The organism is Microbacterium hibisci (genome assembly GCF_015278255.1).
Lineage (GTDB): Bacteria > Actinomycetota > Actinomycetes > Actinomycetales > Microbacteriaceae > Microbacterium > Microbacterium hibisci.
Map to the genome: position 1 here is coordinate 122684 of NZ_JADIJC010000006.1, position 13253 is coordinate 135936.

Sequence of the window (13253 nt, forward strand, 5' to 3'; positions counted from 1 at the left end):
ACCGGGGCGCCTCTCACGCGCCGGTGAGCACGAGGAACAGCAGCACGCCGTTGAGGACGATGAGGAAGACGGATGCCGCGACCCCCGCGATCGTCGTCCACACGCGGTTGCGGAACCCGCCGAGCACGTCGGCCTTCGCCGTGAGGGCGACCAGCGGCACCAGCGCGAACGGGATGCCGAACGACAGCACCACCTGGCTCAGCACCAGCGCCACGGTCGGGTCGAAGCCGATCGCGAGGATGATCAGCGCGGGGATGAGCGTGACGAGCCGGCGGGCCAGGAGCGGCACGCGGACGTGCAGCAGGCCGTGCATGATCTCGGCGCCCGCGTACGCGCCCACCGAGGTGCTCGCCAGGCCGCTGGCGAGAAGACCCACCGCGAACAGCGTTGCGACCAGCGGGCCGAGCCCGGCGTAGAGCGCGGCGTAGGCGCCCTCGAGCGAGTCGGTGCCCGGGACGCCGGCGAGGTTGGCGGCGGCGAGCAGCAGGATGCACAGGTTGACCGTGCCCGCGATCAGCATCGCGATCGTGACGTCCCACTTCGTCGCGCGCAGGAGGCGCTGCGTGGGGATGCCGCGCAGCTCGGCCAGCGCCGGGTCGGGCGCGTCGCGCTCACTGAGCGGGCGGGTGCCGGTGCCGGGACCGGTACCGGATCGGGGGGCGGTCGGCGCGAAGCGGTCCCGCGCGAGCGCCCGCGGGGGCGCGAAGCGGTCCCTTGCCAATGCACTGTGCGCGTAGATCGCGTGCGGCATGATCGTGGCGCCGAGGATCGACGCCGCCAGCAGCACCGAGTCGGTGCCCTCGAAGCGCGGCACCAGTCCTGCCACGACACCGGCTGGGTCGGGCGGAGCGACGAACACCCCGAACGAGAAGCCGATCGCGATGACGGCGAGCAGGCCGATCACGACGAACTCGAAGGGGCGCGGCCCGCGCCGGGACTGCACGAGGAGCAGCGTGATCGAGACGGCGCCCGTGATCGCGCCGCCCCACACGAGGGGGATGCCGAACAGCAGGTTCAGCGCGACCGCGCCGCCGATCACCTCGGCGATGTCGGTCGCCATCGCGACCAGCTCGGCCTGCAGCCAGTAGGCGCGGCGGGCCCACGGGTTGCGGATGCGCGTCCCGAGCGTCTCGGGCAGGCTCCGGCCGGTGACGATGCCGAGCTTCGCGGAGAGGTACTGGATGAGCCATGCCATCACGTTGCCGAGCACGACGACCCACACCAGCAGGTATCCGTAGCGCGCACCGGCGGTCATGTTGCTGGCGACGTTGCCCGGGTCGAGGTAGGCGACCCCGGCCACCAGAGCGGGCCCGATCAGCCAGGCGAGGCGCGGCATGGTCGCCCGGCGGCGGACGGGCAGAAGGTCCTCGCCCGCTCCGGGTGTCGTCCGCGGTGACGACTCGGCAGTTTTCGGCATGCCGAAACCATAGCTCGTTTTCGGCGTACCGAAAAGTACGGGAGGCGCCGGTGAAGGTCTCTGCCGGTCGGGAGCGGAGCGTGGGGCGGCGCCCACCCGGTGGGTTCTCGTCAGCGGGCGCGGCGCGCGCGGCGCAGACGCCACACGTTCCCGGCATCCGTCTCGTGCTGGAGCTCGTCGAGCGCCGCCAGCGCGATGGCGAGACCGCGGCCCGACTCGGCGTCGGCCCCGGGCATCGACACGGTGTGGAGGTCGATCAGCGCCGGGTCGGCCGTGTCGGTGAACACCGCTGACAGCGAGTCGTCGTCTGCGCCGAGCTCGACGGTGACGTGCACGGGCTCGCGGGCGAGCGCGTGTGCCACGACGTTCGTCGCCACCTCGCTCACGGCGAGGCGGAACAGCGTGGCGTCCTCGTCGTCCATGCCGGCGGTGTGCGCGAGCAGCTCGTCGAGCGCCTCGTGCACACGGTCGATGAGCGTCGCGTCCGCGAGGCCCTCGAGTCGCACGTCCGGCTCAGCCGCCATCGAACGCCGACTCGGGTGTGGGGTGGTCGCGCAGCACCCGGTCGAGGTTGGTGAGCTTCAGCACCTTGCGGACAGGCTCCGAGGCTGCGGCGATCCGCAGGTCGCCCCCGGCCAGCCGCGCCGCCTTGAGTCCGCCGATCAGCGCGCCGAGGCCCGACGAGTCCACGAACTCGGTGGCCGAGAGGTCGACGACGATGCGGGCGGAGCCGCCGCCGACGAGGTCGTCGACGGCCTTGCGCAACCGCGGCACAGAGGTCGCCGTCAGGCGGCCTTCGGGGCGGACCACGGAGAAGGTGTCGCCGGGTATCACGATCAGATTCACGAAGCCTCCTCGGGCTCGGGGACGGCGGGCCGCCGCGGCCCGCGGTACAGCGCGGCTTGGATGATGACGCTGAGGACGACCAGGTCGTAGATCACCCACACGGTGATCACGAGCGTGCCGGTGCCGTCGGCCGTGCCCACCGCCAGACGGGCGAGCCCGATGACGAGGGCGACGACGAGGATGGCGATGGCGGTCAGCTGCGGCCAGATCTCACGCCAGGGCGGTCCTGATTCGTCGCGGCCGTCCTTCCTGGTCACGGCGAACCCCAGCGGGCGCTTCAGGACGACGTTCGAGAACGCCGACGTGCAGGCCCTGATCCACACGGGGAAGAGCGCGAGCGAGTACTGCTGGCCCCGCCACGTCTTGAGGCCCCGTGCGACGACGAGGAACAGCAGCTGGTTGACGATGAAGTACGGCAGGAAGCGCGCGAAGAAGTCGAGGCTCCAGGCGGTGACCGGCATCACCCCGAAGACCAGGTAGATGACCGGCGCGGCCAGGTAGACGATCGCGGTGAAACCCGACAGGTAGCTCCACATCGTCGCGAAGTACATCAGGCGCTGACCGGCGGACAGGCCCTTCTTCACGAGGGGGTTGTCGCGCAGCATGACCTGGAGCGTCCCCTGCGCCCAGCGCAGGCGCTGAGTCAGCATCGTGCGGAGATCCTCGGGCGCGAGGCCGTGCGCCAGGATCTCGTGGTGGTAGACGCTGCGCCACCCCAGGGCATGGAGCTGCATCGCCGTCGCCATGTCTTCGGTGACCGAGATCGTGGCCATCGGCTGCACGGGCTGCGCCTCGTCGGGTCGGTCCACTCGCAGCGCCTCGAGCAGCCCCGACACCGACTCCACTGCCCCGAGGGGCGAGAGCTCGCGGGCGGCGAGCGCGTCGAGTCCCGCGTCGTCGATCACGATCGCGTCGAGCTCGGCGTCGCGCTGCACGGGCAGCTCTCCGATCGAAGCGAGGTCCGCACGAAGCTGCGCGAGGTCGCCGCGCACGAGCTCGCGCGACGCCGTGTCGACGGCCGACTGCACGCGATACGTGACGTCGGCGATGGGCTCGCCGTCGTCGAGGCGCACCCGCGCCTGCGCGACCTCGCCGCGCAGCAACCGCAGCTGCTGCCGCACCGCCGGGTCGGCAGCGCGGTCGCGGGCCGCGTGGGCGAGCAGCGACTCCGACGCCTTGAGGGTGCGCGCCGTGGACTGCTCGAGGCTGCGGACGTAGCCGACGATGCCCAGCTGCATCAGCGCGTCGCGACGCAGGACGGCATTGGAGCCGCAGAAGAATGCGGCGTTCCAGCCGTCCTTGCCCTGCTGGATCGGGCCGTAGAACAGCGGAGCCTGACTGCCGAGGGGGTCGGCGTCGTCCACGTTGACGAACCACTGCGGCGTCTGCACGAGGGCGACCTCGGGGTCGTCCGCGAAGTAGCCGAGGGTGCGGTGCAGGATGAGAGGATCGGGCACCTGATCGGCGTCGAGGATCAGCAGGAACTCGCCCTCGGTGCGGAACAGTGCGTTGTTCAGGTTGCCGGCCTTGGCGTGGCGCGGCTTGCCGTCCCACTCCGTCGATCGGGTGATGTAGCCGACACCGAGCTGTGCGGCCGCGGCGGCCATATCGGGCCGCGCGCCGTCGTCGAGGATCCACGTCTGGTGGGGGTAGGCGATGCCCTTCGCCGCGCGCGCCGTCGCGATCACCATGTCGACGGGCTCGTTGTACGTGGTGATGAGCACGTCGACGGTGCCCTCGGGCGGCGAGACCGGAGCGGGACGCTCGCGCGCGCGCCACATCGTGATGGAGAACAGGAACGTGTCGATGAGGCTGTAGGTCTCGGCGATCACGAGCGGCACGGCGATCCACCAGGCCGACCAGTTCACCGAGTCCAGCCACCGCCACGCGATGTAGTTGACGCCGAGCAGCACCGACAGCAGCGCCAGGATGCGGATCCACACGAACCGCGCGGTCATGCGTCCCTCCTCACGACGAGGACGGTGACGTCGTCCGGCGCTCCGCGCTCGGCGGCGAGCCGCGTCGCCTCCCGCGCGGCGCCGTCGGGGCCGAGGCTGCGGATGGCGTCGTGCACATGGCGGAACGGATCGGCCGGATCCAGGATGTCGAGCAGTCCGTCGCTGCACACCATGAAGACGTCGCCCGGCTCGAGCTGCGCCGCAGACGTCGTGCGCGTCTCGTCGAACCCCATGCCCAGCGGCAGGCCGGTCGAGTGGAACGGTGCCCAGTCGCCGCCGGCGCGGAGCACGAACGCGAGGCTGTGGCCCGCATCGACGAACTCCACCGCGCCGGTGGCCACGTCGATGTCGGCGGCCACCGCGGTGACGAAGATGTTCGATCCGCCGATGTCGTCCTCGAGCATGCGGTCGATCTCGCCCATCGCCGTGGCGAGATCGCGCTCTGGGGCGGTGCGAAGCGAGGCTCGCACGGCGGACGCGATGATCGCCGGGCCGGCGCCCTTGCCCATCACGTCCGCAAGGGCGACGCGAAGGCGTCCGTCGAGCAGCTGCCAGTCGTAGACGTCGCCGAGCAGGTGGCCCGCCGGGGCCGCCGCGGCGGCGAGGGTGTACCCCGGCACGGTCGGCGTGCGAGCAGGAAGCATCGCCCGCTGCACCACCGTCGCGTGGTCGAGCTCGTCGGCGTCGGTGAGTTCGGCCTGCACCCACAGCGCGAGCTCGCGCAGCAGCGACCGGCCGCGCTCGTCGAGCGTACGGGGCTCGGTGTCGATGATGCACAGCGTGCCGACCTGTTCGCCGCCCGGCGCCTGCAGCGGGTGGCCGGCGTAGAAGCGCAGGTGCGGGTCGCCCATGACGAACGGATTCTGGGCGAACGCGGCGTCGGCCGCGGCATCCTCCACCACCAGCGTGCCCTCCTGCCGGATGGTGACGTCGCAGAACGAGTCCTTGCGGGGCGCCTCGCGGCCGCCCAGGCCGATCTCCGCCTTGCGGAACTGCCGGTCGCCGTCCATGAGCGTGACGCTCACCATGGGCACGCCGAACATCTCCTGCGCGAGACGTGCGACCCTGTCCACACGTTCATCCGGTGGGGTGTCCAGAACCCCGAGTGCTTCGATGGCGCGCTGACGCTTCTCGTCGTCGAACAACAGACCCCCCGGTCGTCACGATGACTCCAGTATGGTCACGGACCGGCCCAGGGGTCGAGCCGTTGACATCCGGGGCCTTCGTCCCCCCGGGATAGCCTGGGCCGGTGACCGCGCCAGAACCCGACGAGTCCCGAGAGCCCGTCGAGTCCGCCGAGCCGACGCCGCCGGTGGGGGTCGGCCCGTGGCCGGGCGGACCCGACGCCTGGCCCGACGACGAGCGCTACGACCGCGAGCTGCTCGCCCGCGGTGATGCCCGCAACGTGGTCGATGCCTACCGGTACTGGACCATGGACGCGATCGTCGCCGACCTCGACACCCGCCGCCACGCCTTCCACGTGGCGATCGAGAACTGGCAGCACGACATGAACATCGGCTCGATCGTGCGCAGCGCGAACGCGTTCCTCGCCGCCGAGGTGCACATCATCGGCAAGCGCCGCTGGAACCGGCGCGGAGCCATGGTCACCGACCGCTACCAGCACGTGCGCCACCACGAGACCGTCGAAGCGTTCGCCGAGTGGGCGGATGCCGCATCCCTGCCGATCATCGCGATCGACAACGTCGACGGCTCGCTGCCGCTCCCCGACGCCGTCCTGCCCGAGGCCTGCGTGCTGCTCTTCGGGCAGGAAGGGCCGGGGCTGTCGCCGGAGGCGCTGGGCGCGGCATCCGGAACCGTCCAGATCGAGCAGTACGGCTCGACACGCTCGATCAACGCCAGCGCCGCCGCCGCGGTCGTCATGTACGAGTGGTGCCGCCGCTGGGCCTGAGCCGCGCCGATCAGGCCGGGGTCAGGGCTGCTCCCGAGGTCGGCTCCGGCGCGGTCGCCGAGACGCGACGCCGCGGCGTGAACGCGAAGCGCGACAGGTCGGCCACGACGCCCGCCGCCCGTGCCGGTGACGGCATGAAGCGCAGGAAGAAGCCGAGCCGCAGCATCCACGCGATCGCTCCGGTGAACGGTACGCCGTAGAGCTCGGAGATGCCGCGGCCGAAGCCGAACGACGCCGCGCGCCCGAGCCCGCGGTAGGTGAAGCGCCGCGCCGAGCGTCCGCTCAGCCGCCGCGCGATCGCGCGGCCGACGTGGTCGCCGCCCTTCATGGCCCACAGGGCGTTCGCCGGTACGGGCGCGCCGGTGACGGGATGCTCGACGCGGGCGCCGTCGCCGGCCGCCCACACGCCGTACCGGACGGCGAGGGTCGGCTGAGTGAGCAGCCGACCGCGTTCGTCGCGCCAGGGGTCGAGCCCGGGGATCTGCACGGGTCGCTGTCCGGTGGTGGCGACGACCGTCGCCGTGGCGAGCGACGAGCCGTCGGACAGGAGGGCCGCGGCGGGAGTGACCTCGGTGAGCCGCACTCCGGTCCACACCCGCACGCCGAGCCGATCGAGCTCGGCGGCGGCGCGCGCCACCAGGCGGGGCTGATCGGCCCATTCGGGGACGATCCGGTCGCCGGAGTGGACGAGGGTCACCGGGTGCCCCCGATCGGCGATGGCCGCCGCCAGCTCGACGCCGGCGATCCCGCCGCCCGCGACGACGACCGGCGTACCGGGAACAGTCGCGAGGTGGTCGGCGAGCGCCGCGATCTCGTCGGGGCCGCGGAGTGCATGACCGTGCTCTGCGAGGCCGGCGACGTCCGCGACCGGCTCTCGGGCGCCGGTGCCGACCACGAGGTGGTCGTAGCCCAGTGTCTCGACCTGGTCGGCATCGCCGCGTCGGTACGACACCGTCTGGCGGGCGGCGTCGATGCTCACCGCGCGGCCCTCGATGATGCGCGCGAGCGGCATCGCCTCCGCCAGGGGAGTGGCCACGCGATCGCGGCCGATCATGCCGGCCACCAGCTCGCCGGTGAACCCGTGGAAGCGGTGGGCGGTGTCGGCAGAGACCACGACGATCTCGAGCTCGCCGCTGCGCAGCTGCGCCGCGGTGCGACGCGCGAGCGTCGCGTACACGTGGAGCGTGACGTAGCCTCCGCCCAGCAGCACCACGCGGTTCACGCGATCACCGCCGCGTGGCGCTCGAGCGCGACCGGCGCGCCGAAGCTCGTCGGGTCGGCCGCCCGGAAGCCGAGGTCGGCGAGCTCGGCCGCCCGGCTGCGGACGGCGTCGATCTGCTCGAGCGTGGGGTTGCCGATCGAGAAGTGGCCCAGGTGGCCGGTGAGGGCGAGGATCGCCGTCTCGGCGAAGCAGGCGTAGGAGCGGCCGTCCGGCAGGCCGATGTCGCCGCCCACGAGGCGAAGGCTCGGGATCGAGACGATGCCGCCGTCGACGACGAGCACATCCGGCCGTGCCGTGGCGAGGCCCGGCGACGTATTGCGCGGCTGGGTCGCGTCGAGCACGATCGCGCCGGGCGCCAGGTGGTCGGGACCGAGCAGCGTGTCGGCCGAGGCGGTGAGCAGCACGACGAGGTCGGCGTCGCGCACGGCGTCGATCGAGAGTGCGACGTCCGCCTGCACGTCGCCGGCGACCGAGTCCGCGAGCGCCTGCAGCCGCGGGGCGGTGCGGGCGATGAGAGTGAGCCGGGCGCCGCCGGGGTCGCGGGCGAGCAGCTTCGTGACCGCCGTGCCCACGCTGCCGCTCGCCCCCACGATCGCGATGTGCGGACGCGTGCTGCGAGCCGAGACGTGGGGGAGCAGCATCCGGATCTGGTCCTCGACGATCGCCGCCGTGAACGCGTTGCCGTTCGTCACCCCGATGTCGGAGCGCCCGCGCAGCGAGGCCCCGCCCGCCGTCACGGTCGCGGTGAGGGCGCCGAGTCCGACGACGTCCGCGCCGAGCGCGGCAGCACGATCGACCGCGCGGCTCACGCGTCGGCGCCCGCCCGGGATGTCCGAGAGGAGGTGGCGCGCGCCGAACGGGACCAGTACGACGTGGCCCACGCGCTCGCCGCCGATCTGCACGCCCGCCATCCTCACGGGCGGCAGGGGCAGGCGGCGCAGCGCGGCGTCGTAGACCGGCTCCGGCACGAGGCCCAGCGGCCGCCAGACCCGAGCGAGGTCTTCGCTCAGACGTGCGCGGGGGTGGACGGTGAACGCGAATGTTCCGGTGCCAGGCACGGGGAAGCTCCTTCCGGCGGCCGCGGTCGGACGCCATGTGACCCAGGAGCGGTCGGCTGCGCGCGTGATACGTCGGAGCGAGACCCGGCGTCAGACGCCCACGGTCAACCAGGCGGAGCCGCGGACGCGCCACCCCAGGGTGACCAGCCGGGCGAGCATGTAGACGCCGAAGAAGGTGACCGCGAGCCACGCGAGCCCCGCGGCGCCGACGGGGTGCAGCCACGCGACGAGCGCCAGCGCCGGCACGAACGGCACGAGGTTCAGCACGCCCACGATCGCGAGATACCGCGCGTCGCCGGCGCCGATCAGCACGCCGTCGAGCACGAACACGATGCCGCACACGGGCTGCGCGATCGCGAGCACGATGAGCGCGGGCTGCACGAGCGTGGCGATGCCGGGGTCCCCGGTGAAGAGCAGGCCGATCACGCCCGACAGCGCCCCGATCAGCGCGCCGGTGATCACGCCGAACCACGCGCCCCATGCGACGGTGCGGCCGAGCACGCGGCGCACGAGCCCCGTGTCTTCGGCACCCAGCCCCTTGCCGATGAGCGCCTGCGCGGCGATGGCGAGAGCGTCCAGCGCGAACGCCGCCGTGGAGAAGATCGTGAACGCCACCTGCCAGCCGGCCAGCTCGACGGTGCCGAGACCCGTCGCCACGGCGACGGTCGCGAGCAGTGCGACGCGCAGCGAGACGGTGCGCAGGAACAGCCAGCCTCCCGAGCGCGCCGAGCCGCGCAGACCCTCGCGCTGAGGGCGGACGGATGCCTCATGCCGGCGTGCGAGCCGGCCCACGACGACCGCGTACGCGGCCACCATGCCCCACTGCGCGACGACGGTGCCGACGGCCGAGCCGGCGATGCCCCACCCGAGCCCGTAGATGAACGCCCAGTTGAGGAGCGCGTTGGCCGCGAACCCCAGTCCGGCGATCCAGAGCGGCGTCACCGTGTCCTGCATGCCGCGCAGGAGCCCGGTCGCGGCGAACACCACGAGCATCGCGGGCAGCCCCCACATCGAGATGCCGAGGTAGATCTCGGCCTGCTGCGCGACCTCGGGGGTCGCGCCGAACAGCCCGACGAGGAACGGCGTCGCCGCGTATCCGACGAGGGCCAGCACCGCGCCGATGCCGAGGGCGAGCCAGATGCCGTCGATGCCCACCGACACGGCCCGCGTGGGATCGCCGGCACCGAAGCGGCGGGCCACGGCGGGCGTCGTCGAGTAGGCCAGGAACACCATGAGCCCGACGATGGTCTGCAGCACCGCCGACGCGATGCCGAGCCCGGCCAGCGGCTCCACGCCCAGGTGACCGACGAGCGCCGAGTCGACGATGAGGAAGAGCGGCTCGGCGATCAGAGCGCCGAGCGCCGGCACCGCGAGCCGCAGGATGTCGCGGTTCAGGGTGTCGGTCGTCACCCTCCGAGCCTAGGAGGTGGGGCCGACGCCGGGCGGCGGCATCCGTCGATCCTCAAATGAGGACGTGAGCCGAGATGCGGACCGATCGCGACTGCGGCCTCCGCAATCCGGCAACGATCCTCAAATGAGGAGCGACGGCTACATCACGATGTCGTCACGGGCGTCGAACAGCCCCCTCCCGGGCCCGCTTCCGAGAGTCGCCCAGGTTTGGGACGGCTAACCTGGAACGCATGACCGATGCCCCCCGCTCCGGTCTCGCGCTCGAGGAACTCAGCGCCGAGATCCGCCCTCAGGACGACCTGTTCCGCCACGTCAACGGCAGCTGGCTGGAGAGGACCGAGATCCCCGAGGACAAGGCGCGGTGGGGCTCGTTCCACCTCATCGCGGAGCAGGCCGAGAAGGACGTGCACGCGATCATCGAGGAATCGCAGCAGGCCGAGTCCGGCACCGAGGCCCGCAAGATCGGCGATCTCTACACCAGCTTCATGGACACCGAGCGCATCGAGCAGCTCGGCGCCGCGCCGCTCGCCGACGTGCTGGCGCGCGCGGAGGCGGTCGACAGCATCCCCTCCTTCCTGCGCACGATCGGCGAGTTCGAGCGCGAAGGCATCGCCGCCCTCATCCACCTCTACATCGAGCCCGACCCGGGCAACCCGCAGCGGTACGTGCCGTTCTTCATCCAGGGCGGGCTGTCGCTGCCCGATGAGAGCTACTACCGCCTCGACAACTTCCAGGAGACGCGCATCGCGTTCCGCTCCCACGTGCAGCGGATCCTGGAGCTCGCAGGCGTGGCCGAGGCCGAGGCATCCGCCGATCGCATCGTCGCCCTCGAGACCGAGATCGCCACGCACCACTGGGACAACGTCGCGAGCCGCGACGCGGTGAAGACCTACAACCTGAAGACCTGGGACGACGTGCAGGAGCTCGTCGGCGTCGACCTCGCGCCGTGGCGCGACGCTGCCGCGCCCGACCACGCCGACGCGTTCGCCGAGATCAACGTCTACCAGCCGAGCTTCTTCGAGGGACTCGGCGCGCTGCTCGTCGAGGACCGCCTCGAGGACTGGAAGGCGTGGCTGCGGTTCGCGGTCGTGCACTCGGCGGCCCCGTTCCTCTCGGACGAGTTCGTCAGCGAGAACTTCGGCTTCTACGGCACGCAGCTCACCGGAGTTCCCGTCAACCGCGAGCGGTGGAAGCGCGGCGTCAGCCTGACCGAGGCGGCGATGGGCGAGGCGATCGGCCGCGTCTACGTCGAGCGGCACTTCCCGCCGGCAGCGAAGCACGCGATGGACGAGCTCGTCGGCAACCTCATCGAGGCGTACCGGCAGTCGATCGCCGAGCTCGAGTGGATGAGCCCCGAGACCCGCGAGCGAGCGCTCGCCAAGCTCGGGTCGTTCACCCCCAAGATCGGGTACCCGGTGAAGTGGAAGGACTACTCCACGCTCGAGATCGACGCCGAAGACCTCGTGGGCAACGTGCGCCGCGCGCACGTGTGGGAGCACGACCGCCAGCTCGCCAAGGTCGGTCAGCCGATCGACCGCGACGAGTGGTTCATGACGCCGCAGACCGTGAACGCGTACTACAACCCGCTGATGAACGAGATCGTGTTCCCGGCCGCGATCCTGCAGTACCCGTTCTTCGACGCCGAGCGCGACGCGGCCGCGAACTACGGCGGCATCGGTGCGGTGATCGGCCACGAGATCGGTCACGGCTTCGACGACCAGGGCAGCCGCTTCGACGGCGACGGGTCGCTGCGCGACTGGTGGACCGACGACGACCGCGCCGCCTTCGAGGCGCGCACCAAGAGCCTCATCGCCCAGTACGACGCGCTCGTGCCGGAAGGCCTCGCCGAAGAGAACCACGTCAACGGCGCGCTCACGATCGGCGAGAACATCGGCGACCTGGGCGGGCTCGGCATCGCCATCCGCGCCTACGAGCTCTCCCTCGGTGCCGACGGTGAGCCGGCCGAGGCGCCCGAGATCGACGGGTTCACCGGCATCCAGCGCCTGCTGCTCAGCTGGGCGCAGATCTGGCAGCAGAAGGGGCGGGATGCCGAGACCATCCGTCTGCTCACCATCGACCCGCACTCGCCCAACGAGTTCCGGTGCAATCAGATCGTGCGCAACATCGACGCGTTCTACGATGCGTTCGGAGTGACCGAGTCGGACGCTCTCTGGCTCGACGAGGACCAGCGCGTCACCATCTGGTGAGGTCCGGGCCGCCTGGGCGGCCCGGGTGACCCCGCAACCACAGCATAAGGAGAGGAAACTCCGTGGGCATGGAGCCCAGAAAGGACGCCGAGTCGCTGCGGGGGGCGCGACGAAGCACCGGGCGCCGGCTGCCGAAGAGGGCAGCAGCCGGACGCCGTTCATTCACGTCGACGCTGAAGGCGCTCGACGACCTCGCCGCGTCCGGCGCCAAGATCTCGGTGCGCATCACCGACCTCGACCGCGGCACGTCGGTGCTCTCGGGCGACGACTTCGTGACCCTGCCGGTCGCGGGGCTCGGCGTGGTGCCGCTGCTCATCGAGGTCGCCGCCGCCTTCGAGTCGGGGCGGCTCGAGCCGCTCGAGATCATCGATCGCGCGCACATGGAGCCCGTCGGCGTCGGGGGAGTGTGGCAGCACCTGAAGGCGCCCGCCCTGCCCCTCGTCGACCTCGCCGTGCTCACAGCGTCGACCGGCGACGCGCTCGCCGCCAACGCGCTGCTGCGCCGAGTGGGGCTTCCCTCGGTGCGTGCCCGCATCGAAGACCTCGGGCTCGCCCGCTCGGCGCTGCTCGATCGCTTCCGCGACGAGCGCGGCCCCGACGACGCGCCGCACTTCGCCCTCGGCTCGGCCCGCGAGCTCGCCCAGGTCTTCGCGGCACTCGTGAACTCGCAGGTCGTCTCGCCGAGCGTGAGCGCCCAGGTGGCCGAGTGGCTGAGCCTCAACCACGACCTCTCGCTCGTGGCGTCCGCCACCGGCCTCGACCCGTTCTCGCACGAGAACGACGAGCACGGCCTGCTCTTCATCAACAAGACGGGGCGGGATGCCGGCATCCGGGTCGAGGCGGGCGTGCTGGCCGGCCCGCGGGCCGGGGTGTCGTACGCGCTCATCGTGTGCTTCGACGACCTGTCGATCTCGCACCGCCTGCGCGCGCACGAGGCGTTCCGCGTGCTGGGCACCGACCTCATGGAGTACGTGTTCTGAGTCGCCGGCGCCGGCGGGGTTCCGCGCCGGATCCGTCTTCTGGGCGAAGGTGCGGCCGGTGGATGAGGCGTGGGGAAGCTCCCCGCAGCTCAGCGACGAGCTGTCCCTTCGCAGCGGTCGGGACCTGGTCCGCAGCACCACTGAGAGCTGACGGATGCCGGGGGCCGCGGCATCCGTCATTTCCACTGGGTGGGAATCGCGACCGCCGCTGGTGCCGCGCGGTGCGACCCTGGGACGACCCGAGTC

The 13253-nt window shown here is 71.8% G+C and carries 11 protein-coding genes; 3 read left to right on the forward strand and 8 right to left on the reverse strand.

What is annotated here, in order from left to right; translation table 11 throughout:
- Positions 1 to 13 precede the first annotated feature (13 nt).
- From IM770_RS12630 to IM770_RS12650, 5 genes are all read right to left on the reverse strand, one after another.
- Positions 14 to 1417, reverse strand: coding sequence for an Nramp family divalent metal transporter (locus tag IM770_RS12630; protein ID WP_203581504.1), 1404 nt, complete (start codon positions 1415 to 1417; stop codon positions 14 to 16).
- Positions 1418 to 1527: 110 nt separating this feature from the next.
- Complete coding sequence (locus tag IM770_RS12635; RefSeq protein ID WP_203581505.1) at positions 1528 to 1941, reverse strand: ATP-binding protein; 414 nt, start codon at positions 1939 to 1941, stop codon at positions 1528 to 1530.
- Positions 1931 to 2263: an STAS domain-containing protein gene (locus IM770_RS12640; RefSeq protein ID WP_203581506.1), complete on the reverse strand. Its 333-nt coding sequence runs from the start codon at positions 2261 to 2263 to the stop codon at positions 1931 to 1933. Before IM770_RS12640 ends, IM770_RS12635 begins: the two co-directional genes overlap by 11 nt.
- Positions 2260 to 4221: a glycosyltransferase family 2 protein gene (locus IM770_RS12645; RefSeq protein ID WP_203581507.1), complete on the reverse strand. Its 1962-nt coding sequence runs from the start codon at positions 4219 to 4221 to the stop codon at positions 2260 to 2262. Before IM770_RS12645 ends, IM770_RS12640 begins: the two co-directional genes overlap by 4 nt.
- Positions 4218 to 5366, reverse strand: coding sequence for a PP2C family protein-serine/threonine phosphatase (locus IM770_RS12650; RefSeq protein WP_275403160.1), 1149 nt, complete (start codon positions 5364 to 5366; stop codon positions 4218 to 4220). Before IM770_RS12650 ends, IM770_RS12645 begins: the two co-directional genes overlap by 4 nt.
- A gap of 104 nt (positions 5367 to 5470) precedes the next feature.
- Here IM770_RS12650 and IM770_RS12655 point away from each other — a divergent pair, with 104 nt between their 5' ends.
- On the forward strand, positions 5471 to 6130 hold the full coding sequence (locus IM770_RS12655; protein ID WP_203581509.1) for a TrmH family RNA methyltransferase: 660 nt from the start codon (positions 5471 to 5473) through the stop codon (positions 6128 to 6130).
- A 10-nt stretch (positions 6131 to 6140) separates the two neighbouring features.
- Here IM770_RS12655 and IM770_RS12660 read toward each other — a convergent pair whose 3' ends face one another.
- The 3 genes from IM770_RS12660 to IM770_RS12670 form a co-directional block, all read right to left on the reverse strand.
- Positions 6141 to 7352: an NAD(P)/FAD-dependent oxidoreductase gene (locus IM770_RS12660; RefSeq protein ID WP_203581510.1), complete on the reverse strand. Its 1212-nt coding sequence runs from the start codon at positions 7350 to 7352 to the stop codon at positions 6141 to 6143.
- On the reverse strand, positions 7349 to 8410 hold the full coding sequence (locus IM770_RS12665) for a semialdehyde dehydrogenase (protein ID WP_203581511.1): 1062 nt from the start codon (positions 8408 to 8410) through the stop codon (positions 7349 to 7351). Before IM770_RS12665 ends, IM770_RS12660 begins: the two co-directional genes overlap by 4 nt.
- Positions 8411 to 8500: 90 nt before the next feature.
- Positions 8501 to 9820 (reverse strand): MATE family efflux transporter, encoded by a 1320-nt coding sequence (locus tag IM770_RS12670; protein WP_203581512.1) that lies wholly within the window; start codon positions 9818 to 9820, stop codon positions 8501 to 8503.
- Between the two features lie 230 nt (positions 9821 to 10050).
- Between IM770_RS12670 and IM770_RS12675 the strand changes: the two genes are divergently transcribed.
- Positions 10051 to 12027: a M13 family metallopeptidase gene (locus IM770_RS12675; RefSeq protein ID WP_203581513.1), complete on the forward strand. Its 1977-nt coding sequence runs from the start codon at positions 10051 to 10053 to the stop codon at positions 12025 to 12027.
- A gap of 68 nt (positions 12028 to 12095) precedes the next feature.
- Positions 12096 to 13007 (forward strand): serine hydrolase, encoded by a 912-nt coding sequence (locus IM770_RS12680; RefSeq protein WP_203581514.1) that lies wholly within the window; start codon positions 12096 to 12098, stop codon positions 13005 to 13007.
- Positions 13008 to 13253 lie beyond the last annotated feature (246 nt).

Bases quoted from the DNA above. Each gene is read 5' to 3' on its own strand.
- IM770_RS12630 (WP_203581504.1), bottom strand. From the start codon at position 1,417: ATGCCGAAAACTGCCGAGTCGTCACCGCGGACGACACCCGGAGCGGGC.
- IM770_RS12645 (WP_203581507.1), bottom strand. From the start codon at position 4,221: ATGACCGCGCGGTTCGTGTGGATCCGCATCCTGGCGCTGCTGTCGGTG.
- IM770_RS12675 (WP_203581513.1), top strand. From the start codon at position 10,051: ATGACCGATGCCCCCCGCTCCGGTCTCGCGCTCGAGGAACTCAGCGCC.
- IM770_RS12680 (WP_203581514.1), top strand. From the start codon at position 12,096: ATGGAGCCCAGAAAGGACGCCGAGTCGCTGCGGGGGGCGCGACGAAGC.
- IM770_RS12635 (WP_203581505.1), bottom strand. From the start codon at position 1,941: ATGGCGGCTGAGCCGGACGTGCGACTCGAGGGCCTCGCGGACGCGACG.